The organism is Variovorax sp. YR266, from assembly GCF_900107295.1.
Classification (GTDB): Bacteria; Pseudomonadota; Gammaproteobacteria; order Burkholderiales; family Burkholderiaceae_C; genus Variovorax.
Genome location: NZ_FNPM01000004.1, coordinates 74,697 through 97,715, shown reverse-complemented (window position 1 = coordinate 97,715; position 23,019 = coordinate 74,697). Strand labels below are relative to the sequence as shown.

At 68.3% G+C, this 23,019-nt stretch carries 15 protein-coding genes; all 15 read left to right on the top strand.

Annotated features, from left to right (window positions below; all coding sequences use genetic code 11):
* Window positions 1-29 precede the first annotated feature (29 nt).
* The 15 genes from tssK (at window position 30) to tssH (ending at window position 22,893) form a co-directional block, all read left to right on the top strand.
* On the top strand, window positions 30-1,361 hold the full coding sequence (gene tssK / locus BLW48_RS12405; RefSeq protein ID WP_093077066.1) for a type VI secretion system baseplate subunit TssK: 1,332 nt from the start codon (window positions 30-32) through the stop codon (window positions 1,359-1,361).
* A gap of 32 nt (window positions 1,362-1,393) precedes the next feature.
* Entirely contained in the window at window positions 1,394-2,743 is a 1,350-nt protein-coding gene (locus BLW48_RS12400) for a DotU family type VI secretion system protein (protein ID WP_093077067.1), read from the top strand.
* Window positions 2,740-6,342, top strand: a complete 3,603-nt coding sequence (gene tssM / locus BLW48_RS12395) for a type VI secretion system membrane subunit TssM (protein ID WP_093175065.1) — start codon at window positions 2,740-2,742, stop codon at window positions 6,340-6,342. Before BLW48_RS12400 ends, tssM begins: the two co-directional genes overlap by 4 nt.
* Window positions 6,339-6,992, top strand: coding sequence for a type VI secretion system-associated protein TagF (gene tagF, locus BLW48_RS12390; RefSeq protein ID WP_093077070.1), 654 nt, complete (start codon window positions 6,339-6,341; stop codon window positions 6,990-6,992). The genes tssM and tagF overlap by 4 nt, the downstream gene beginning before the upstream one ends.
* Window positions 6,993-7,596: 604 nt before the next feature.
* Window positions 7,597-9,489 (top strand): serine/threonine-protein kinase, encoded by a 1,893-nt coding sequence (locus tag BLW48_RS12380; RefSeq protein WP_093077072.1) that lies wholly within the window; start codon window positions 7,597-7,599, stop codon window positions 9,487-9,489.
* Window positions 9,490-9,544: 55 nt separating this feature from the next.
* Window positions 9,545-11,173: a murein transglycosylase A gene (locus BLW48_RS12375; protein ID WP_177142327.1), complete on the top strand. Its 1,629-nt coding sequence runs from the start codon at window positions 9,545-9,547 to the stop codon at window positions 11,171-11,173.
* A 23-nt stretch (window positions 11,174-11,196) separates the two neighbouring features.
* Window positions 11,197-11,946, top strand: coding sequence for a hypothetical protein (locus tag BLW48_RS12370; protein WP_093077075.1), 750 nt, complete (start codon window positions 11,197-11,199; stop codon window positions 11,944-11,946).
* Between the two features lie 27 nt (window positions 11,947-11,973).
* Window positions 11,974-13,146, top strand: a complete 1,173-nt coding sequence (locus BLW48_RS12365; protein ID WP_093175063.1) for a hypothetical protein — start codon at window positions 11,974-11,976, stop codon at window positions 13,144-13,146.
* Complete coding sequence (locus BLW48_RS12360; RefSeq protein ID WP_256330762.1) at window positions 13,143-15,236, top strand: caspase family protein; 2,094 nt, start codon at window positions 13,143-13,145, stop codon at window positions 15,234-15,236. The genes BLW48_RS12365 and BLW48_RS12360 overlap by 4 nt, the downstream gene beginning before the upstream one ends.
* A 54-nt stretch (window positions 15,237-15,290) precedes the next feature.
* Complete coding sequence (locus BLW48_RS12355; protein WP_093058742.1) at window positions 15,291-15,848, top strand: type VI secretion system tube protein Hcp; 558 nt, start codon at window positions 15,291-15,293, stop codon at window positions 15,846-15,848.
* Window positions 15,849-15,879: 31 nt separating this feature from the next.
* Entirely contained in the window at window positions 15,880-16,722 is an 843-nt protein-coding gene (locus BLW48_RS12350; protein WP_093077078.1) for a type VI secretion system accessory protein TagJ, read from the top strand.
* Entirely contained in the window at window positions 16,715-17,230 is a 516-nt protein-coding gene (gene tssE / locus BLW48_RS12345; RefSeq protein WP_093058744.1) for a type VI secretion system baseplate subunit TssE, read from the top strand. The genes BLW48_RS12350 and tssE overlap by 8 nt, the downstream gene beginning before the upstream one ends.
* Before the next feature lie 7 nt (window positions 17,231-17,237).
* Window positions 17,238-19,130 carry a type VI secretion system baseplate subunit TssF gene (gene tssF / locus BLW48_RS12340; protein WP_093175060.1) on the top strand — a complete coding sequence of 631 codons (1,893 nt, stop codon included), beginning with the start codon at window positions 17,238-17,240 and terminating at the stop codon, window positions 19,128-19,130.
* The gene (gene tssG, locus BLW48_RS12335) at window positions 19,127-20,191 is read left to right on the top strand and encodes a type VI secretion system baseplate subunit TssG (protein WP_256216773.1); all 1,065 of its coding nucleotides are present in this window, start codon (window positions 19,127-19,129) and stop codon (window positions 20,189-20,191) included. The genes tssF and tssG overlap by 4 nt, the downstream gene beginning before the upstream one ends.
* Window positions 20,188-22,893: a type VI secretion system ATPase TssH gene (tssH, locus tag BLW48_RS12330; protein ID WP_093175057.1), complete on the top strand. Its 2,706-nt coding sequence runs from the start codon at window positions 20,188-20,190 to the stop codon at window positions 22,891-22,893. The genes tssG and tssH overlap by 4 nt, the downstream gene beginning before the upstream one ends.
* Window positions 22,894-23,019 lie beyond the last annotated feature (126 nt).

Below are 23,019 nucleotides of genomic sequence, written 5' to 3'. Positions count from 1 at the left end.
CAGGCACCCTTGCCGTTGACGGAGTGCGGATGAGTTGGCGAACAAAAGTGGTCTGGAGCGAGGGGATGCTGTTGCAGCCTCAGCACCTGCAGCAGAGCGAGCGTCATGCCGATCATGCGAGGCATGTGCTCCTGCGTTCGACCACCCCCTACGCCTGGGGCTTTGCCGAGCTGGAGATCGACCCGGCCGCGCTCACGCTGGGCAAGCTGGCGCTGGTGCGGGCGGTCGGCGTCTTCGGCGACGGCACGGTCTTCGACATGCCGGCGGTCGACCCGCTGCCCGAGCCCATCGACATTCCTTCTTCCATGCGCGACGAGGCCGTGGTGCTCGCGCTGCCGCTGCGCCGCGCCGGTGCGCGCGAGGCCGACGCCGAGGAATATGAAGAGCTGGTGCGCCACCGCGTGCTCGAATCCGAAGTGCCTGATTCGAACACCGCCGGCGAGCGCACGGCGATGCTGCAGCTGGGCCAGCTCCACACGCGCCTGATGCGCGCCGGCGAAGCCACCGACGCCTGGACCACCATCGGCGTCGCCCGCGTGGTCGAGCGCCGCGTCGACAACCAGGTGCAGCTCGACCGCGCCATGCTGCCGCCGCTGCTGGACGTGGCCGGCCATGCCGTCATCCGTGCCTGGCTCGACGAACTGCTGGGCCTGCTGCGCCAGCGCGGCGAAGCGCTGGCGGGCCGCATGACGCAGGGCGGCACCGGCGGCGTGGCCGAGATCGCAGACTTCATGCTGCTGCAGGCCGTGAACCGCAACGAAGCCATCTTTGCGCACCTGGCAAAGAGCGCGATGCTGCACCCGCAGCATTTCTTCGAGCATGCGCTGGGGCTGGCCGGCGACCTTTCGAGCTTTCGCGATTCGCGCCGCGTCGCGCGCTTCGGCCCCTACATCCACGACGACCTTGCACTGAGCTTCCGCCCGGTGATGGACGACCTGCGCCGCAGCCTCTCGATGGTGTTCGAGCAATCGGCCATCCGCATCGAACTGCACGACCGCAAGCACGGCGTGCGCGTGGCGATGGTGACGGACGTGGAACTGCAGCGCAAGGCGACCTTCGTGCTCGCGGTGAATGCGAACATGCCCAGCGAAGCGCTGCGCGCGCGCTTCCCCACGCAAGTGAAGATCGGCCCGGTCGAGCGCATCCGCGACCTCGTCAACCTCGCGCTGCCGGGGGTCACGCTCACGCCGATGCCGGTCGCGCCGCGGCAGATTCCCTTCCACACCGGCGCCAACTACTTCGAACTCGAAACGCGCAACAGCGACCTGTGGCGCCAGCTCGAGCAATCCGGCGGCATCGCGATGCACATCGCCGGAGATTTCCCGGGCTTGGACCTCGCGTTCTGGGCCATTCGTTCCTAGCCACACCGGGCTGACGGAAACGGAACACCATCATGAGCACACCTCCCGACCCCTTCGCCGCCTTCGAGTCGGAACGCACGGTCATCAAGCCCAAGCCGCGCACGCCCGGCGGCACGCCGCCTGCGCCGGCACCGGCGCCTTTCTTCGGTGGTGCCGATCCCACGCCGGCCGCCGACGTCGGCGAGCTCGGCCTGCTCAACCCGCTGGTGTCCGCCGCCGGCAAGCTGCTGGTGTTGATCGGCAAGCTGCGCAACCTTGCGCAGCCGCCCAATGTGCCGGCGCTGCGCGCTTCCACCGCCGACGCCGTCAACCAGTTCGATGCCAATGCGCGCCGCGCCGGCGTCAGCAATGAATCTGTGCTCGCCGCGCGCTACGTGCTGTGCACGGCGCTCGACGAAGCCGTGGCCAACACGCCGTGGGGCGTGCAGGCCGGCTGGAACAAGCAGAGCCTGCTGGTGCAGTTCCACAACGAAACCTGGGGCGGCGAAAAAGTCTTCCAGCTGCTTGCCAAGCTCGCGCAGGACGTGCCCACGCACCGCCAGCTTCTGGAGCTGATCTACAGCGTGCTCGCGCTCGGCTTCGAAGGCCGCTACCGCGTGGTCGACAACGGCCGCGCGCAGCTCGACTCGGTGCGCCAGCGCCTCGCGGACCTGATCGCGAAGGACCGCCCGGCCGTCGAGCCCGAGCTTTCGCCGCACTGGCGCGGGCAGGGCGCGGGCACGGTGCGGCTGCGCGAGTCGCTGCCGCTGTGGGTGTTCGCGGCCGGCTTCGCGCTGTTGCTGGCGCTGGCGTGGTTCGGCCTGCGGCTCACGCTCAACTACCGCTCCGACACCACCTACGCCGCGGTGTCGAGCCTGCGCGCGCCCAACATCCAGATCGCGCCGCCCGCCCTGCCGGCGAAGACGCCGCGCCTCGCACGCTTTCTCGAACCCGAGATCAAGCAGGGACTGGTCACGGTGACCGACGAGGCCGACCGCAGCGTGGTGCGCCTGCGCGGCGATTCCTTCTTCGGCTCCGGCAGCGCCGAGCCGATGGCGCAGTCGCTGCCCGTGCTGCGCCGCATCGGCCAGGCGCTGGCCGAGGTGAAGGGCGAGGTGCTGATCACCGGCCACTCAGACAACCAGCCGATCCGCTCGCTGCGCTATCCCTCCAACTGGCACCTCTCGGCCGCGCGCGCCGATGCGGTGAAGGGCGCGCTGACAACGCTGGTCGACCCGGCGCGCATGCGCTCCGACGGCAAGGCAGACGCCGAACCGGTGGCCGCCAACGACACGCCTGCCAATCGAGCGAAGAACCGCCGCGTCGACATCGTGCTGCTGACCGAACCCGACCGGCTCGCTGCTGCCACACCGGCTGCTCCCGTACCAGGAGCGACGAAATGATCAAGAAAATCTTCGGCTTCCTGTTCAGCCCGCTGCTGCTGACACTGCTCGCGCTGATCGTCGTCGCGCTGCTGATCTGGTGGATCGGCCCGCTGGTGAAGATCGGCTCGCTCGCGCCGCTCGAAAGCGAAATGACGCGCGCCATCGTCATCGGCGTCATCGTGCTCATCGTGGTGCTGCGCGCGCTGTACCGCCGCTGGCGCGCGCGCCGTGCGAGCCAGCATTTGACCGACGGCCTCATGAAGGCGCCGGCCGCGAAGACCGATGCGCCGGTCAACGGCGAGCAGAAGATCCTCGACACGCGCTTCAGCGAAGCCGTTGCCACGCTCAAGCAGATGCGCCTGCACGCCGCCGGCAAGAAGCCCGGCTTGCGCGACTGGATGTCGATCTCGGGCGGCAGCTACCTGTACGACCTGCCGTGGTATGTCTTCATCGGCGCACCGGGCGCGGGCAAGACCACGGCGCTGGTCAACTCGGGCCTGAGCTTTCCGCTGGCCGAGAAGTTCGGCCCCGGCGCCATTCGCGGCGTGGGCGGTACGCGCAACTGCGACTGGTGGTTCACCGACGAGGCCGTGCTCATCGACACCGCCGGGCGCTACACCACGCAGGACAGCCACCAATCGGAAGACAAGAGCGCATGGGAAGGCTTCCTGGGCCTGCTGAAGAAGGCGCGCCCGCGCCGTCCGCTGAACGGCGTGTTCCTTACTGTCAGCGTGGCCGACCTGCTGAGCCAGGGCCCCGAGGCGCGCACGCAGCTTGCGGCCTCGATTCGTGCGCGCCTGCTCGAACTCGACAGCAAGCTCACCACGCGCCTGCCGGTGTATGTGCTCGTCACCAAGAGCGACCTGCTGTACGGCTTCACCGACTACTTCGACGACCTCGGCAAGGAGCAGCGCGCGCAGGTCTTGGGCTTCACGCTGCCGGCCAACGAGAACGTGCAGCTGGAAGAGAAGGGCCTTTCCACGGCCTTCAATCGCGAGTTCGCGCTGCTGCACAACCGCGTGAACGACGGCCTCATCGCGCGCATGCAGCGCGAGACCGACGGCACGCGCCGCGCCGCCATCTTCGGTTTTCCGGCGCAGTTCGGCTCCATCGGCTCGCTGCTGTCCGACCTGCTCGAACAAGTGTTCACCGGCTCGCGCTTTGCGCAGCCGCCGTGGGTGCGCGGCGTGTACTTCACCAGCGGCACGCAGGAGGGCAGCCCGATCGACCGCGTGATGGGCAGCCTCGCGCGCAGCTTCGGCATCGAGCGCGCGATGCTCGCGCCGCAGAAGTCGAGCGGGCGCAGCTACTTCCTCACCTCGCTGCTGCGCGAAGTGGTGTTCCCCGAGCAGCGCCTCGCCGGCGCCGACGTGAAGCTGGAGCGCCGCCGCCACACGCTGCGCGTGATCGGCGTGACGGCGATGACGCTGGTCACCGTGGGCCTGCTCGCGGCCTGGGGCTACAGCACGCTGCAGAACATGAACTACCTGAAGTCGGTCGAGGCCCGCGTCGAGCCCGCCAGGCAGAACCTCGCGGCGCTGCCCGCGCGCGTGCAGAACCTGGTCGAGGTCGCGCCCGTGCTGCAGAGCCTGCGCGACATCTGGAAGACGCCCGACAACCACCAGGGCGACGAGCCGCTGTCGATGACGCTGGGCCTCTACCAGGGCGACAAGCTCGACGCCGCCGCCATGCTCACGCACCAGCGCGCGCTTAACGACGCCTTCCTGCCGCAGATCGCCAAGCGGATCGAAGACCAGCTGCGCACCGCGCAGAAGGACAACCTCGAGTACACGTACGAAGCGCTCAAGAGCTACCTGATGCTCTACCAGCCCGAGCACTTCGATGCCGAGGCGCTCAAGGCCTGGATCACGCTCGACTGGGCCCGCAACCTCGACCGCGGCATTCCCGAAGACCAGCGCAAGGCGCTCGAAGACCAGCTCGACGTGCTCATCGCCCAAGGCCCGCCGCGCTCGCCGCTCAAGATGGACGAGAACCTGGTGCGCAGCGTGCGCGCCGTGCTCGCGAGCTACCCGCTGGAACAGCGCGTGTTCAGCCGCTTGAAGCGCCAGCGCGCCACCAAGGACATTCCGGCCTTCAGCGTGGCCACTGCCACCGGCCCCTCGGGCCCGCTGGTGTTCGAGCGCATCAGCGGCAAGCCGCTGACCGATGGCGTGCCGGGCATGTTCACCTACGACGGCTATCACAAGCGCTTCCAGAACGAAGTGACCGTGCTCACCGGCCTGCTCGCCAACGAAGACCCGTGGGTGCTGGGGCAAGACCGCAACGCAGCCGACCGCCTGCGCGACGTGGCCGCGCTCGGCGCGCTGACCGATCGCGTGCGCCGCCTGTATCTGGAGGAATACGTCAAGCAGTGGGAAGCACTGCTCGCCGACGTGCGACTGATCCGCGCCACCGGGCTGGAGAAGAACATCGAGACCGCGCGCATTCTTTCGGGCGTCGATTCCCCGCTCGCGAACTTCCTGCGCGCGGTGGTCAAGCAGACCACGCTGATCCCGGCGGCCGACGCCAACAAGGACGTCGTCAGCAAGGCGACCGAAACGGTGCGCAACACGCGCAAGGGCCTGGAAGACCTGTTCGGCAGCGACCCCGGCCGGCAGGTGGCCCCGGGCAAGCGCATCGAGAGCATCGTGGACGACCGCTTCGAGTCGCTGCGCCGCCTCGTCACCGCCGGCGGCCCCAACCAGCCTGCGCCCATCGACGACGCGCTGAAGCTCTTCAACGAGGTCTACGTGTACCTCAACGCCGTCGACACGGCCGTGAAGGGCCGCACCTCGCCGCCGCCCGGCGACGTGGCCGGCAAGCTCAAGTCAGATGCGGGCCGCCTGCCAGAGCCGGTGCGCTCGATGGTCGAGAACCTCAGCCAGTCGGGCGCCGCGCAGGCGCAGACGGCGGAGCGCGGCAACCTGAGCCAGGACCTGCGCCCCGTGGCCGAGTTCTGCGCGCGCGCCATCGCGGGCCGCTACCCCTTCGTGAGCACAAGCAAGCGCGACGTGCTGCCGGAAGACTTCGGCCAGATGTTCGGCCCCGGCGGATTGATGGACGACTTCTTCCAGAAGCGCCTGGCTGCGCTGGTCGACACCAGCACCAAGCCGTGGCGCTACAAGCCCGTGGCCGAACGCGGCGCCATCACCACGCAGGCGCTCGCGCAGTTCGAGCGGGCCGCGCGCATCAAGGACATCTTCTTCCGCGGCGGCGGCCGTGGGCCATCGATGCGACTGGACTTCAAGCCGGTGGAGATGGATGCGGGCATCACCCAGTTCATCCTCGACGTCGACGGCCAGCTCGTGAAGTACGCGCACGGGCCTGTGGTGCCGATGGCCGTGCAGTGGCCGGGGCCGAAGGGCAGCAACCAGGTGCGCATCCAGGTCAGCCCGCCTTCGACCACTGGCAGCTCGGGTGCCGCTCTGGATGGGCCGTGGGCGCTGTTCCGTGCGCTCGACGACGGGCAGCTCGAGGCCGGCGATGCGCCTGAGAAGTTCTTCATCACCTTCCAGATCGGAGCCCGGAAGACGCGCTTCGAAGTGACGACGAACAGCGTGCAGCATCCGATCCGGTTGCGTGAGCTGCGGGAGTTTTCTTGTCCGGAGGGGCTGTGAACGAGGCTGCATCTTCTTCTTCACCGCTGCTCTTTGCCTCGACCGCGTTGCCGGGGTGGTTCGGCAAGCTGCCGGGCATGGGGGATTTTGCGCATCGGCGGCTGCCTGAGGCGTTTCGTGCCGTGTGGGATCAATGGCTGCAGCGGGGCATGGCCCGGCTGCGGGATCGGCATGCGGATTGGACCGAGCGATACCTCGAAGCGCCTATCTGGTGCTTTGCGCTGGGGCGGCAGGTGGCGGGGGAGCAGGCGTGGATCGGGGTGCTGATGCCTTCTGTCGATGGGGTGGGGCGGTACTTTCCGTTTGCCCTGGCTATGGAGCTCGATCGGTCCGTTTCCGGGCAACTGCAGGGGGAGGCGCTGGCTATGGCGTTGCAGTGGTGGGCTCATGCTACGCAGGCTGCGTTGGAAGGGCTTGATGGGGATCTGGATGCGCTGCGGTTTGATGCGGTGTTGCATCGGCTGTTTGTTGATGGCGCTTCTGCTGACGGACGTGAGAGTAGTGTCGATTCGCTGGAATTGCCGCTGGCGGGGGCGTCGCTTTGGCTGAGTGATCCTGCTGCTGAGCATGGGGTTCGGATGCTCTGTACTGGGTTGCCTCGGGATGAGCAGTTTGAAGCCCTGTTTTTTGGATTTGCGGAGGAGGGGTGATGAAGGCCCCTCTTTGTTTTGTCTTCCGAGGCCGGGTCTCGCCCCGGCGGGCGACTTACTTTCTTTTGCTTCGCCAAAAGAAAGTAAGCAAAGAAAAGGCGACCCTACTGTCTGCGTCCCTTCGCTTCGCTACGGGCAACCTGCGGTGCTCGACTCCGGAGGGGGTCCGCAGAACTCGCTTCGCTCAAACAGCTGCGGCCCTGATCCCTCCTACGTCTGCGCTCCTCGGCGCAGCCAGAAGGGATTGGGGAACCAACTGGCCATCGCTGCGCTCGGCTCGGTACGACTGCAGGCGCTGCGCGCCTGCAGTCGCTTGGAGGCCAAGCGAAGCAAAGGCCCGTGTTGCCTCCACCCCCCTCTGGCTGCGCCGAGGAGCGCAGCGTTTCGCGGATCAGGGCTCGCCCTTGTCTGAGCGAAGCGAGTTTGGGCGAGACCCCGCGAAACGCGAGCACCGCAGGTTGCCCCGTAGCGCAGCGAAGGGGTCGCAGACAGTGGGGTCGCCTTTCTTTTGCCTACGTTTCTTTGGCGAAGCAAAGAAAAGTAGGTCGGCCGCCGGGCCGAGACCCGGCCTCGGGAAGCAAACACTCAACAAAGGAGCCAGTCAATGACCGACTCCAACGACGACCGCACCCGCGTAGTCCCCAAGCCAGGTCAGCCGACAACAACAACCGGCGACACGGCCGCGACCGTAATCACCGCAGGCGCTACCCCAGTCACCAGCCCCGCCACGGGAAGCACAGACGCCGGCCTGCTCCCAGTAGGCAGCCGCCTGGCCGAATTCGAAGTCACAAGAGTCATAGGCCAAGGCGGCTTCGGCGTCGTCTACGAGGCGTGGGACCACACGCTGGAACGCGTAGTAGCAATCAAGGAATACCTCCCCACGTCACTGTCGACAAGACAGAACGACGGCACAGTAGTCCCCCTGTCAGAACGCCACAGAGAAACCTTCGACCTCGGCATGCGCAGCTTCATCAACGAAGCCCGCCTGCTCGCCCAGTTCGACCACCCGTCGCTCCTGAAGGTCTACCGCTTCTGGCAAGAAAAAGGCACCACCTACATGGTCATGCCTTTCTACAGAGGCGACACGCTGAGAGAGGCCCTGGTAGCCATCCCCGCAGGCGTAGACGAGTCCTGGCTGATCCGCATCATGGACGGCGTCACGCAGGCGCTAGCGGTGATGCACAACGCCAACTGCTACCACCGCGACATCGCCCCCGACAACATCATCCTGCTCGAAGGCTCGGGCCGCCCGGTGGTGCTCGACTTCGGCGCCGCGCGCCGTGTGATCACCGACAAGACCCAGGCGATCACCGTCATCCTCAAGCCTGGCTACGCCCCCATCGAGCAGTACGCCGAGATGCCCGACATGTCGCAGGGCGCGTGGACCGATGTGTATGCGCTCGCGGCCGTGATGCACGTGGCGGTGTGCGGTCGCGCGCCGCCGCCTTCGGTGGCGCGGCTGCTGTCCGACAGCTATGTGCCGCTTGCGGGCAACGAGATCCTGCGGCAGCGCTACAGCCTGCGGCTGCTGGAGGCGATCGACGCGGGCCTCGGCGTGCGGCCCGAGCAGCGGCCGCAGTCGATGGCCGAGCTGCGAGCCGCGCTCGATCTCGAAGTGGGGCACAGCATCGCGCCGACGCCGCGCACGCAGCCGCCTTCGGGTGCGCGCAGCGGCAACAGCAACGCCGACGCTGCGACAGTCATCGCGAGCGGAAAGAGCAAGGCAGGTGGCAAGGCACCGGCGCCCGCGCCCGCTCCCACCGGCGGCGGGGGCAAGAGCAACAAGACCGTCGCCGCACTCGTATCGGTCGCCGTGCTTGCAGCCGCGGCCGGTGGCGGCTGGTGGTGGTTCCAGGGCCGCACCGGCGGCAACACGAACGCCGATGACAAGAAGGTCGTCACCACCACGCCGGCCCCGCCACCCGATACAAAGATCGCAGAGGCTCCTCCAGCACCGCCGCCACCACCACCGCCCCCTCCGGCCCCGCGCACGCCCGCCGAATCGCTGCAATCTCTCGCAACCGGCGCCGCGCCCGGCTTCGAGGTGACGGCCACGCCGAAGAAGGCCGAAGTCGCCATCGGCAAGGACCGCCTTGCCTTCGAGGTGCGCAGCAAGCGCGAAGGTTTTGTCTACGTGTTCCTGCTGTCCAGCGGCGGTGAGATGTTCCTGCTGTTCCCGAACCTGCTCGACAAGTACAACAAGATCACCGCGGGCGGTTCGCTTTCTCTGCCGCGCGCCTCGTGGCCGATGGACGCGGGCGGCCCGGCCGGCACCGACCAGTTCGCGGTGCTCGTGAGCGAGCACGAGCGCGACTTCAGCGCCGCCGGCGTGCAGAACGACGGCGTGTTCCCGGTGTTCCCGCTGCCGGTGCTGGCCGCGCTCGAAGCCACGCGCGGTACCGGCCCCTCGCCGTTGCTGGGCAAACCCGTGTGCGCACCCGGCGCCCCGTGCAACGACGTCTATGGCGTCGGGAATTTCAAAATCGTCGAGAAGTAATCGTCTGTAGAGCGTTGGCCCCTCGGGTCGCCACTTTCCGGACAAGGAGACTTTCATGACCACCTCGCAAGCACTGCAGCAGCAACGACAACAGCAGCTGCAACAGCGCCTCAACTACGTGCTCCAGTGGGCCGCTACTGCAGCCGTTGTTGCCGTCATCGCCTCGCTGGCGGGCTGCACCGCGCCGCCACCGGCCACCACGGGCACCGGCGCGGCCACGACCGACACCGCCGGCACGAGCAGCAGCGCCTCGCGCCCACCGCCGACCGGCGCCAGCGTGGCCGGCCAGGCGCGCACCTTCTCGACCCAGCTCGCCACCTACACCTCGGTGGGCTTCGACTCGGTGCCGGGCTGGTCACGCGACGACTTCTCCGAAAGCTGGCCCGCCTTTCTCGGCAGCTGCAAGGTGCTGACCGGGCGCGGCGCCGAATGGAAAGAGGTGTGCGACCGCGCGCTCAAGGTCGACGGCAAGAACAACAACGCCATCCGGGGCTTCTTCGAGGGCGAGTTCTCGGCCTACCAGATTCGCGACGACGATCGCAAGCCCGACGGCGTGGTCACCGGCTACTTCGAGCCCGAGATCGCGGGCGCCCGCCAGTACGGCGCGCCTTTCATCTACCCCGTGTACGGCCAGCCCGACGACATGCTGTTCGCCGATGCGCGCAAGCTGCCCGCCGGCAACGGCACGGTGGCGGCTCGCGTGGAAGGGCGCAACGTGGTGGTGCAGACCGGCCTCAGCACGCGCGACATGGGCGCGCCGGGCCTCTTTGCGCTCGACCTCTCGGCCATCTCGCGCGACACGCTCGACCGCAAGGTGCGCCTGCGGGTCGAGGGCAAGCAGCTGCTGCCGTACTACACGCGCGAAGAAATCGAGACCAAGGGCGCGCCCAACGCCAAGGTGCTGGCCTTCGTGAGCAGCGCCACCGCGCTGTACGAAATGCAGATCCAGGGCTCGGGGCGCATCAAGCTGGCCAACGGCGACATCGTGCGCGTCGCCTACGCCGAGCAGAACGGACAGCCCTTCCGCCCGACGCTGGCGCAGGCCGCCAACGGCAAGCCGCGCAGCCCGGTGAAGGTGCGCGGCTCGTCCATCGAGCTGCAGCTGGACGACGGCGATGACGACGATGTCGGCGCGGTCGACAGCGGCACCATCCGCACGCGCGGCTTCACGCTCGCGCGGCCGGTTGCCAGTGGCCCGGTCGTGGTGCCGGGGCGGCGCGCGGCCGGCGCGGTGTCGGGCTCGGGCATCAAGGACCCGAGCTATGTGTTCTTCAAGGAATCGACCTCGCCCGTAGGCGGCCCGGTGGGCGCCTTCGGCGTGCCGCTGTCGGCGGGGCGCTCGATTGCGGTCGATCCGCGCAGCACGCCGCTGGGCTACCCGGTGTTCGTGTCGACGCGCACGCCCGGCAGCGGCGCGCCGATGCAGCGCCTGACGATCGCGCAGGACACCGGCGGTGCCATCCGCGGCGCGGTGCGGGCCGACTATTTCTTCGGCAACGGCCAGCAGGCCGCGACCAACGCGCGCCGCATGAAGGAGCGTGGCCAGCTGTGGATCTTGCTGCCGCGCGGCCTTGCCGTTGCGCAGGCCGCGGTGTCGTCGGCCATCCGCACGCGCGGCGGGCCGGTGGGCGCGAACCTGCCGCAGTGCCTGGTGCCTTCGGAGGGCAGCTGCGTCGACGACTGATCGATCGGGCGCCTTGACTCCTCATGCAGGAAACCCTTTCGTCCGCGGAAAGCAGTGAGCTCGTCCGCCTCTGGCGGCGCAGGCAGACGCTGTCCCCGAACGACATGGGCGCCATGTACCGCATCGTGGGCGATGCGCTGGTGGCTTGCAATCCGCCAGAGCTGCAGGTGCTGGGCGAGGGCCGGCAGGAGCTGGTGGCGCAGTTCATCTATGTGAAGGTGTTGCGGCTCGATGCCGACCCGGACGAAGCCGACGAGCGCGCGAGCCACAGCGCGCCTTCCACCGCCTTTGCCCTGTGCGCTTACTTCCGCCGCTATCTCATCGACTGCACGCGCGCCAGCTCCTTCCGCCGCAAGCTCTCCATCGGCGACCAGATCACCGAGGCGCAGCTCGAAGACGAGATCGGTGCGGGCGAAGACCTCGACGGCTGCCTGGCCGAGCACGGTCTGAGTGCGCAGGCCGTGCAACTGGCCGCGCGCGCCTTCATCGCCGAACTGCCCGAGCCCGAGCGCCTGCTGCTGTGCGAGGGCTTCGGCAAGGAGGCCGAGGGCGGGCTGTCGGGCATCGCCTCGCGCCACGCCATTGCTTCCTATCACTACCGCGCGGGCCGGCTCGGCCTCGTGCACAAGCGCGAGGGGTTGACCGCGGACTACGCCAAAACCCGGATCGGCGGCTGGCTCCAGCAGACGCTGGGCATCGCCATCGAGCCCGACAACATGGCCGCGATCCTGCAGGTTTTCAAAATCCTCGGTGCTGAAGCGTCTTATGCCTGAAGACATAGCCATTCAGGAACAGACGCCATGACCCACGACCTCTGGCCCCCGCTCAGCGTGATCCGCCACGCGTTGGAAACCGGCGCGGCCGTGCCCGACGATGCGCCGGACAGCGCACCCGGCACGGCCACCGTGGCCATGCCGGGCACGTCCCCTCCAACGGGCGCAGCACCGGCCCCGGCGGCTGCCGCATCCGACCTGCTGCTGCCTCTTGTCGAATTGGCCCGGCGCCGCGAGGCTGTCGCCCAGCGCGCCTTTCCGGCCCGCTGGGCGCCGGGCCGCCTTGTCAGCGTGGTGCACGAAGGGCGGCTGCTCGGCGTGCTGCTCGACCGCTGCATCCAGGGCGATCTCTGGCAGGGCTGGATGGCCGCCGGCGAGGCCGACTGGGCATCTGCCTTCGACGTGCTGCTGGAGCCTGACGACGAGCCCTTCGAGCCGATGTTCGGCGTGATCCAGGCCTGGAACGTGCTCACGCTGGCACCTACTCCGCAGCTTTGCGCGCGCGTGCTCGGCGAGGTTTCGGCCACGCGGCTCGCCGCGATCCGCGCGGTGCACGACGAGTGGGCCGCGCACGCATCGCTCGCCATTGCGCCGGAGCCCGGGCGCATCGCGTTGCGCGGCGTGGGCGGTGTGTTCTCGGTGCTGTCGGGCACGCCGCTCGGGCCTCAGGACCCGCGTGCCGATTACCAGGAGCTGTACCGCGACGTGGGCTTGCAGCTGGGGAAGGCGCTGACGCGGCCGCAGGGCGACGAGGCTTCTTCTTCTCCCGCTCCATCGCCTGCACGGCCGCAGCCCCGTCCCGAAGGCGGCTGGTGGGGCAGCATCCGCCGCTGGTTCGGCGCGGAAGGCTGGACGCGCCCGGCCTTCGCGGTGCTGGCGCTGTTCGTGGTGATCCAGAACGTCGGGCTGCTCGGCGGCCGCGGTGCTCCCGAGGACGACGAGGTGCGCTTCCGCGACGTGCCAGCCGTACCCGCGCCGGCGCGCGCCGACCTGGTGGTGCGCTGGAAAGCCGGCGTGCGCATGGACGAGGCCGACCGGCTGCTGCAATCGATATCGGCCGACGTGGTGGGCGGGCCGGGCGATCCGGGTGGCAATGGCGTATGGCGGCTGCGGGTGCCGGAGCCAGTGGATGCGCTGGCGGTGCTCGCGGCTTCGCCGCTGGTCGAGTCAGCCGGGCCGGCTGGGGAGCAGCGGCCATGACACGCGCCGCGGCCCTCGGGCATGCCGCCCGTCTGCACCTTCACCTGCGGCCCAAGGGGAAGGGCGTCACGCAATTGCGCTTTCTCCAGGTGCTGCTCGTGCTGTGGCTGCTCGCCTGCTGCACCTTGGCCTTCGCCACCCAGCGCGCGCTGCTCGTCGGTGTCTCCGAACTCGTCAACCAGCCGCAGGCACTGTGGCTGCAAGCGCCGCGCAACGACGTGATGCTGATGCGCGACGCACTGCTCAGGCAGGGCTTCGCGGCGCCCGACATCGCAGTGCTCGCCGACGGCGTGAGCGGCGCCGCGCTGCCCGAATCGCAAGCCATCCACGACGCGCTGGCCAGGCTGCTCGCGCAGTCGAAGAGCGGCGACTTCGTGCTGCTGTACTTCTCCGGCCACGGCACCCGCCTGCGCGACATCGCCAAGCGCTACCAGGAGCCCGATGGGCTGTCGGAGAACTTTCTCGCGCGCGACGTGCGCGGCACGCTCGGGAGCGACAACGTGCTCACCGGCGACCTGCGCGACGTCGACTTCGACGCGTGGATCCAGTCCTTCCTCGCGAAGAACGTGTTCGTCGCCTCGGTGTTCGACACCTGCTCGGCCAACTCCATGACGCGCGGCACGGCCGATGCACCCGCCACAGCCGAAGGCCCGCCCGATGACGAAGTGCGCTGGCGCGGCCTGCGCGTGACGCAATTGACCGGCGGGGCACCACCCGCGCGACCGCAGACGCCACCCGTGCCGACCGAAGCCGTGCCCCGCGCCCGCTACGTCGCCTTCTTCGCGTCCGAAAGCCACCAGATCACGCCCGAGCTGCGCTTGCCCCGCAAGGGGCGCAATGCCCGGCCGCAGGGCCTGCTGACCTGGGCCGTGGTCGAGGCGCTGTCGCGCAAGCCCGCCACCTGGCGCGACCTGTTCGACGGCGTGCTCGCGCAGTACCCGCCGGTCATCGACGAACTCGCGCAGCGCTTTCCTACGCGCGAGCTGCCGTCTCCGGTGGCCGAAGGCAACCTCGATGCGCCGCTGTTCGCCAACAGCGGCGCGCCCGCATCCACGCGTCCCGTATGGCGCGCGCAACGCAGCGGCGACAGCCTGGCCATCAAGGCCGGGTTGCTCGACGGCCTCGCGCAGCAGCAGGAGCTGCGCGTGCTCGCCACGCTCGAAGACGGCGCCGTGCGCAGCGCGCCTGCCACCGTGTCGCAGATCAAGCTCGGCGGCGCGTGGCTGGCCGTGCCTACGGCGCTGAAGGATGTGTCGGGCGCTGCGTTCTGGAGCGTCACGCCGATGAGTGAACCGGCCGCCACCGCCTTGCGCGTGCGCGCCGACAAGCCGCTGCCCGCCGGCCTCAGCCTCGACTACCCGGCTGCGATCCGCCCCACCGACGATGCGGCCACCGCCGACGTGCGCTGGACCGACCTCGGCCCCTCGGGCCAGCGCCTCGAGCTGCTCTCGCCGCTGTTCGGCGCCACTGTCTCCACCGTGGTGCTGCCCGACACCGCCGCGCTGCGCCGCCGCCTGCAGGTACTGGCGCAGCTCAAGTGGCTCGCGCAGCTGCAGGCCTACGGCAAGGATGGCCAGCTCGACGGCTTCGATGCCGCGCTCGAAGTGTGGAGCGCTGACCGCATGCTGCGCAGCACGCCCATCGTTCAAGTTCAGGCCCAAGCGGCGAACGCGCTGCCCTCGCCGCGCGCCGGCGAGCGCCTGCGCCTGAACGTGCGCAACACCAGCGGCCGTTCGCTCGATCTCGTCATCGCCGGCATCGACGCGCGCGGCAACCTGCAGTCGGTCTACCCCGACGAGCTCGTCGGCGAAACCAACCGCTTCAAGCGCGGCACGCCCGATCAGCCCTCGGTCAAGCGCTTCGACCTGCCGTGGCTCGATGCTGCCGGCGACGCGCGCCTGCTGGTCATGGCCGTGCCCGCCACGCCCTACAGCGCGCCGCGCCTGTTCGGCGTGGCCTATGCGCAGGCCGATGTGTCGGAAGTGCGCGTGCGCGGCGGCCAGCCGCCGGCGGAGAGCGGCGAGCGGCAGGTGTTCGCGGCCCTGCTGCGCAGGAGCAGCGGCGCAGCGGACGGCGGAGCCCGGCCATGACGGCGCGGCCCGAGATCACGGTTTCCTTTTCCTGTTTCGATTTCCGGAGGTGATATGGCATTTCTAGACGACGGCTCCTGGAGCCCTGAAGACGCCCAGCGGTTCTACGAACTGATCGGCACCGGCTCGGCCGAAACCGACCTGGTCATGCTGATCGAGAACAAGGGTGCGCCAGTCGAAGGCGAGCTCGACCGCCCCTTCGACGACGGCAAGGCGCGCATGAACATCGGCGGCTACTACTGGTCGGTGCAGGTGCCCGAGTCTTCCAGCCAGAACCAGGTCGTGCCCAACAACCTGATCGTTGCGCGCCGCAGCGACGCGGCCACCGCCACCATCGCCAGCCTGCTGCGCGCGCAGGAAAAAGACCTGAAGGTCGTCATCAGCGCCTTCAAGTCGGGCGGCGACGAGCGCTCGCCCGATGCGCAGTCGACCTTCGAGCTGGTGCTGGAGAACGCGCGCATCTGCCGGCTGGTGCTCAACTCCGGCGGTCACTGGGGCGTGCCCTCGGAGCTGATCTCCATCAGCTACCGCACGGTGAAGGTCAAGTCGGCACCGCAGAAGACCACCGGCTTGCGCGGCGCGGTGCGTGAATGCCAGTTCACCCGCGCCTGAGCCTCATCACCCCACCCAGGAGCCGCACACCATGACGACCGCCGCCGAATTCCTCAAGGCCGCCGATCCGGCCGCCGCCCTCAAGGCCCTGAGCGACGACGTGCGCGCCAAGCCTTCCGACAGCAAGCACCGCGTGTTCATGGCGCAGCTGCTGTGCGTGCTCGGGCAGTGGGAGCGCGCGCTCAACCAGCTCACCGTCGCGGCCGAGCTCGACGCGCTGGCCGTGCCCATGAAACAGGTCTACGGCGAGGCCGTGCGCTGCGAGGGCCTGCGCGCCGAAGTGTTCGCCGGCACGCGCACGCCCATGATCTTCGGCCAGCCCGACCAATGGCTGGCGCTGCTCATCGAGTCGCTGCTGCGCCAGGGCCGCGGCGAGAGCGAACTGGCCGAGGACCTGCGCCAGCGCGCCTTCGACGGCGCGCCCGCCATCAGCGGCACCATCGACGGCGCGCCCTTCGAATGGCTGGCCGATGCCGACATGCGCCTGGGCCCGGTGCTCGAAGCCTTCGTCAACGGCAAGTACTACTGGATTCCGTATGCGCGGCTCGCGCACATCAAGATCGATCCGCCCGAAGACCTGCGCGACTGCGTGTGGATGCCCGCGCACCTGCAGTTCGAGAACGGCGGTGAAACCCTTGCGCTGATTCCCACGCGCTACGAGGGCACAGAGAAGGTGGAAGACGGCGAGCTGCGTCTGGCGCGCAAGACCGAGTGGCGCGAGCTGCGCCCCGAAGTCTGGGCCGGCTACGGCCAGCGCGTGCTCGGCAGCGACGCGGGCGAGTACGCGCTGATGGACGTGCGCGAGATCCTGTTCACGCAGGCCAGCGAAAGCGCTGCAGAGGCCGGAGAGGCCGAGGGCAGCGTCGATGGCTGAGCTCACCGCGCAGGAGCGGCTGCAGCCCTCGCTGCTCGATCGCCTCGTCGACAACGCGCCCGACGAAAAGCGCGAGGGCGACGAGAAGCGCACGCTGACCAAGCAGGCGCTGCGCCAGGCCGTGCTGCGAGACCTCGGCTGGCTGTTCAACGCCACCGGCTACGGCCTCTCGATGGACGACAAGCAATACCCGAATGCGGCGCGCTCGGTCATCAACTACGGATTGCCTATGCTGTCTGGCCAGTTCACCTCGTCGGTGCAGCGTGTCAGCATGGAACAGGCTTTGAAGAACGCAATCCTGCAGTTCGAGCCGCGCATTTTGTCCCGCACACTCGAAGTGGAACTCGTCATGGAAGGCCCGGCACTGGACTCCCACAACAGCATCGGCCTGCAGATACGCGGCATGCTGTGGGCACAGCCCGTGCCGCTGGAGTTTCTGATGCGAAGCCGCGTTGACCTGGAAGAAGGACGCATCGAGATAGTGGACATGGCGCAAAACCCAAGGTGAGTCCCGCATGGACCCTCGGCTGCTGAGCCTGTACGAACAGGAGCTGCGCTACTTCCGCGAAAGCGCTTCCGAGTTCGCGCGGGCATTTCCAAAGATTGCGCATCGACTTGGCATCGAGGGCCAGGAAGTGGCCGACCCGTATGTGGAGCGGCTCATCGAGGCCACGGCGTTTCTTTCGGCACGGGTGGGCCTGAAGCTCGACGCCGAGTACCCGCGCTTCACGGGCCATTTGCTCGACATCATCTATCCGCACTTTCTTTCGCCCACGCCGGCGATGGTGGTCGTGTCTTTCGTGCCCGACCCCGACGACGCGAACCTTGCGACCGGCCCCACGTTGCCGCGCGGCAGCGGACTGCGCGCACGGCAGGCGGTGGGGCAGAACACGCATTGCGAATTCCGCACGGCCAATGCGCTGCGCATCTGGCCCATCGAAGTGCAGCGCGCGCAGTACTTCACCTACGCGCCCGACCTGCCGCTGAACACGCACCCGCAATCGCGCGCCATCCGCGGCGGCTTGCGCATTGCGCTGCATGCCACGGCTGGCCTGAACTTCAGCCAGATCGCACTCGACGATCTGGTGTTGCACTTCGGCGGTGCCGAAGACGTGGCCTGGCAACTGCACGAATGCGCGCTGGGCCAGCCCATCGGCGTGCTGGTGCGGCCGCTCGCGCCCAGCGGCGCACTGCAAGGCGTGGCGCAGAGCCTGCCCGCCAGCGCCATCGGCGCGGTCGGCTTCGAGGAAGACGAAGCGCTGCTGCCCACCACCGCCACCGGCTTCTCGGGCTTTCGGCTGTTGCAGGAGTACTTCGCGTTTCCGCAGCGCTTCCAGTTCGTGCGCATCGGCGGGCTCCAGGCGCTGCTCGCGGCCATGCCGGTGACCGACGTCGAAATCGTGCTGCTGTTCTCGCGCGGCGACGCAGCACTCGAAAAGCTGGTGAGCGCCGACAACGTGCAGCTGCACTGCGTGCCCGCCGTCAACCTGTTCAGCAAGCGGCTCGACCGCGTGCCCATGACCGAGGGCGTGAGCCAGTTCCACCTGGTGCCCGATCGCACGCGCCCGCAGGACTTCGAGGTGCACACCATTACCGAAGTCATCGGCCACGGCGCGCCCGGTGCCGATGCGGTTGCGGCCGAGCAACCTTTCAGGCCTTTCTATTCGGCCTTTCACGGCAGCCGCAACAGCCACCCGGCCTACTTCACGACCACGCGCGAGCCGCGCATGCTGTCGGTGCGACAGCGCACCGAGGGCAACCGCAGCAGCCACATCGGCTCCGAGGTCTACATGCAGATCGTCGATCCGCAGCAGGCGCCGTATGCGGCCACGCTGCGGCAGCTGGCGGTGACGGCGCTGTGCACCAACCGCGACCTGCCGCTCTTGATGCCGCTGGGCCGCGAGAACGACTTCGACTGCGTCGATTCATTTCCCGTGCAGCGCGTGCGCATGGTGCGCGGGCCGTCGCGGCCGGTGTCGCCGGTGGTGAGCCAGGGGCTGGGGTGGCGCGTGGTCGATCACCTTGCGCTGAACTACCTGTCGCTTTCCGACAGCACGCCGGAGCAGGGCGCGGCCGCGCTGCGCGAAACGCTGATGCTCTATGCCGTGCATGCCGACGAGATGCGCCAGGGCCAGGTGCGCGGCCTGCTGTCGGTGAAGTGCAAGCCTGTTGCGCGCCGACTGCCGCTGAAGGGCCCGATCGCTTTCGGGCGCGGGCTCGAAGTGACGCTCGAAGTCGACAAGGACGCCTTTCACGGCCACAGCGCCTTCCTGTTCGGGGCCGTGCTGGCGCGCTTCCTGTCGCGCCATGTGGAGGTGAACCATTTCGTCGAGACCGTGCTGCGCATCGCGGGCAAGGGCGAGACCATGCGCTGGAGGCCGCTGTGCGGGACGCGACAGATTCTGTGAGCACCCGAGTCGACAACGCGCTGCGCGGGTGGTCCGCGGAGCCGTGGTCGTTCGATTACTTCGCGGTGATGCGCCGGCTGGAGTCCGTCGCGAAGACCACGCCGCGCTGGGGCCGCGCGCTGCTGCCGAGCGCCGAGCCGGTGCGCGTGGGGCAGGAGCCATCGCTCTCGTTCGCACCCGCGAGCTTCAGCCGCTTCGAGCCCGCCACAGCCTATTCGCCGCCGCGCCTGCGCCAGCACTTCTTCAGCTACATCGGCCCCAATGGTCCGCTGCCGGTGCACCTGAGCGACTTCATCCGCGAGCGCAGCCTGAACCACGGCGACCCGACGTGGCTGGCCTTTCTCGACAGTTTTTCGCACCGCTTCTCGCTGCACTTCTATCGCGCGTGGGCGCAGTCGCGGCCGGCCGTGGCGCTCGACCGGCCGGGCGAAGACCGCTTCCGCCTGCAGGTCGGTGCGCTGGTCGGCATCGGTACGCCGGGCCGCGTGGACCGCGACGAGATCCATGACGACGCGCGCCTGCATTTCTCGGGCTGGCTCGCGCGCCGCGTGCATAACGTGGAAAGCGTGGAGTCGGTGCTGTGCAGCTACTTCGGCGTGCCCGTGAAGCTGGAGCGCTGGGTCGGCCACTGGATGAGCCTGCCGGTGGCAGAGCTCACGCGGCTGGGGCAAGGCGAGAGCTCGCGCTCCATGGGCATGGGCGCCATGCTCGGCACCCGCGCCTGGGACCGCCAGCACCGCGTGCGCCTGCACCTGGGCCCGCTCACGCTGGAGCAGTACCGGATGTTCCTTCCCATCGGCAATGCGCGCCCCGTGCTGCAGCGCTGGATGCAGCAACTGCTCGGCGACGAGCTCGAGTGGGACGCCGAGCTGGTGCTCGAGAAGGCGCAGGTTCCTCTCACGCGCCTTGGCGACGCGAAGGGCAATGCACCGCGCCTGGGCTGGGTGTCGTGGCTCGGGCAGCGCAAGCGTTCGCGCGATGCGGCGGACGTGCGCATCGGCAACCAGTCTTTCAACAAACCCATCTTCATTCGTTCAGAAGAGATACGGAGTCCCTCATGAGTGAAATCAGCCGCACCGCCCTTTTCGGCAAACTCAACTCGCTGGCCTACAAGGCCATCGAAGGCGCCACCGTGTTCTGCAAGATGCGGGGCAATCCGTACGTGGAGCTGGAGCACTGGTTCGCCCAGCTGCTGCAGGCGCAGGACTCCGACCTGCACCGCGTGATCCAGCACTACGGGCTCGACGTGTCGGTCATCGCGAAAGACATGACCACCGCGCTCGACCGCCTGCCGCGCGGCGCCACCGCCATCAGCGACTTTTCTCCGCACATCGAGAACGCCATCGAGCGCGCGTGGACCTATGCCACCCTGCAGTTCGGCGAGGCGCAGGTGCGCACCGGCTACATCCTGGTGGGCATGCTGAAGACGCAGAGCCTGCGCAACCCGCTGTTCGGCTTGTCGAAGCAGTTCGAGAAGGTCAAGGTCGAAGACCTGGCCGACAACTTCGCAAAAATCTGCGACGCCTCGCCCGAATCGCAGATGCGCGCGCAGGACGGCACCGGCATGGGCAGCGGCGCGCCGGGTGAAGACTCGGGCGCGATGGCGCCGGCCGCCATGGGCAAGGGCGACGCGCTGAAGAAGTTCGCGGTCGATCTCACCGAGAAGGCCAAGAAGGGCGAGATGGACCCGGTCACGGGCCGCGACGAAGAGATCCGCCAGATCGTCGACATCCTCATGCGCCGCCGCCAGAACAATCCGCTGCTCACCGGCGAGGCCGGCGTCGGCAAGACGGCCGTGGTCGAAGGCTTTGCGCAGCGCCTCGCGCGCGGCGACGTGCCACCGCAGCTGAAAGACGTGAAGCTGCTCACGCTCGACATCGGCCTGCTGCAGGCCGGCGCGAGCATGAAGGGCGAATTCGAGCAGCGCCTGCGCCAGGTGATCGACGAGGTGCAGAGCTCGCCCACGCCCATCATCCTGTTCATCGACGAGATCCACACGCTGGTGGGTGCGGGCGGTGCGGCAGGAACGGGCGACGCGGCCAACCTGCTGAAGCCGGCGTTGGCGCGCGGCAACCTGCGCACCATCGGCGCCACCACGTGGGCCGAGTACAAGAAGTACATCGAGAAAGACCCGGCGCTCACCCGTCGCTTCCAGGTGGTGCAGGTGCCGGAGCCCGACGAGACCAAGGCGATCCTGATGCTGCGTGGCGTGGCCAGCGTGCTGGAGAAGCACCACCGCGTGCAACTGCTCGACGAGGCCATCGAGGCGGCCGTGAAGCTGTCGCACCGCTACATTCCCGCTCGCCAATTGCCCGACAAGGCCGTGAGCCTGCTCGACACGGCCTGCGCGCGCGTGGCCGTGTCGCAGCACGCGACGCCGCCCGAGGTGGAAGACTGCATGCGCCGCATCGAAGGGCTCACGGTCGAGCAGGAAATCATCGGCCGCGAAGAAGCCATCGGCATCGACGTGACCAAGCGCGCAGCACAGGTCACCGCGCTGCTGGCCGAATCGAAGGTGCAGCTCGATGCGCTCAATGCGCGCTGGCAGGAAGAAAAGGGGCTGGTCGACCGGCTGCTCGAATTGCGCAGCAAGCTGCGCGCGGGCAACAAGCCGGTGGATACGCCTGCTGCTGCCACCGATGCGGCACCAGCCGCCGCCGAGCCCGCGCACGACCGAGCCACGCTGCTCGCCGAGCTGCACGAGCTGCAGGCCAAGATCCACGCGGTGCAGGGCGAGTCGCCGCTCATCCTGCCTTCGGTCGACGAGCAGGCCGTGGCCTCGGTGGTCGCCGACTGGACCGGCATTCCCGTCGGCCGCATGGTGAAGAACGAAGTGGAGGCGGTGCTCAAGCTCGCCGACACGCTCAACCAGCGCGTCATCGGCCAGAAGCACGGGCTGGAAATGATCGCGCGCCGCATCCAGACATCGCGCGCGCGGCTCGACAACCCGCAGAAGCCGATCGGCGTGTTCATGCTCTGCGGCACCTCCGGCGTGGGTAAGACCGAGACCGCGCTGGCCCTGGCCGAGGCGCTGTACGGCGGTGAGCAGAACATCATCACCATCAACATGAGCGAGTTCCAGGAGGCGCACACCGTCTCCACGCTCAAGGGCGCGCCTCCGGGCTACGTGGGCTATGGAGAAGGCGGCATCCTGACCGAGGCCGTGCGCCGCCGCCCCTACAGCGTGGTGCTGCTCGACGAAGTGGAGAAGGCCCACCCCGACGTGCACGAGATCTTCTTCCAGGTGTTCGACAAGGGCTGGATGGAAGACGGCGAGGGCCGCATGATCGATTTCAAGAACACGATCATCCTGCTGACCACCAACGCCGGCAGCGAGCTGGTGATGAGCATGTGCCGCGACCCTGACTTGCTGCCCGACTCCAACGCGTTGGCCGATGCGCTGAAGGCGCCGCTGATGAAGGTGTTCCCGCCCGCGCTGCTGGGCCGCATCGTCACCATTCCCTATTACCCGCTGTCGCCCGAGATGATGAAGAAGATCGTGCGGCTGCAGCTCGGGCGCATCAAGAAGCGTGTCGAGACCAATCACGGCGTGCCCTTCGAGTACAGCGAAGCGGTGGTCGAGCAGGTGGTCGCGCGGTGCCAGGACCCGGAGTCGGGTGGGCGCGTGATCGACGCGATCCTTACCAACACCGTGCTGCCTACGATTTCTGTCGAGTATCTGCAGCGTCTGGCCTCTGGTGGGGAGATCCGCCGTGTTGCGCTAGACGTGAAGGATGCGGACTTCACTTACGCGTTCGACTGAGATGAAAGCCTGGTCTTCAGTTTTGACTGTGCTTTGTTCGGGGCGCGCTCACGCCGACGGGGTACCTTGCTCCGCGAATGTCCCCCGGCCTGCGGCCTCCTCCTTTATTTCGCTGCGCAAGGCACC

What these genes read in the sequence shown, in the direction of transcription:
- tssK (WP_093077066.1), top strand. Translation starts at nt 30, where the DNA reads ATGAGTTGGCGAACAAAAGTGGTCTGGAGCGAGGGGATGCTGTTGCAG.
- BLW48_RS12400 (WP_093077067.1), top strand. Translation starts at nt 1,394, where the DNA reads ATGAGCACACCTCCCGACCCCTTCGCCGCCTTCGAGTCGGAACGCACG.
- tssM (WP_093175065.1), top strand. Translation starts at nt 2,740, where the DNA reads ATGATCAAGAAAATCTTCGGCTTCCTGTTCAGCCCGCTGCTGCTGACA.
- BLW48_RS12380 (WP_093077072.1), top strand. Translation starts at nt 7,597, where the DNA reads ATGACCGACTCCAACGACGACCGCACCCGCGTAGTCCCCAAGCCAGGT.
- BLW48_RS12375 (WP_177142327.1), top strand. Translation starts at nt 9,545, where the DNA reads ATGACCACCTCGCAAGCACTGCAGCAGCAACGACAACAGCAGCTGCAA.
- BLW48_RS12370 (WP_093077075.1), top strand. Translation starts at nt 11,197, where the DNA reads ATGCAGGAAACCCTTTCGTCCGCGGAAAGCAGTGAGCTCGTCCGCCTC.
- BLW48_RS12365 (WP_093175063.1), top strand. Translation starts at nt 11,974, where the DNA reads ATGACCCACGACCTCTGGCCCCCGCTCAGCGTGATCCGCCACGCGTTG.
- BLW48_RS12360 (WP_256330762.1), top strand. Translation starts at nt 13,143, where the DNA reads ATGACACGCGCCGCGGCCCTCGGGCATGCCGCCCGTCTGCACCTTCAC.
- BLW48_RS12355 (WP_093058742.1), top strand. Translation starts at nt 15,291, where the DNA reads ATGGCATTTCTAGACGACGGCTCCTGGAGCCCTGAAGACGCCCAGCGG.
- BLW48_RS12350 (WP_093077078.1), top strand. Translation starts at nt 15,880, where the DNA reads ATGACGACCGCCGCCGAATTCCTCAAGGCCGCCGATCCGGCCGCCGCC.
- tssE (WP_093058744.1), top strand. Translation starts at nt 16,715, where the DNA reads ATGGCTGAGCTCACCGCGCAGGAGCGGCTGCAGCCCTCGCTGCTCGAT.
- tssF (WP_093175060.1), top strand. Translation starts at nt 17,238, where the DNA reads ATGGACCCTCGGCTGCTGAGCCTGTACGAACAGGAGCTGCGCTACTTC.
- tssH (WP_093175057.1), top strand. Translation starts at nt 20,188, where the DNA reads ATGAGTGAAATCAGCCGCACCGCCCTTTTCGGCAAACTCAACTCGCTG.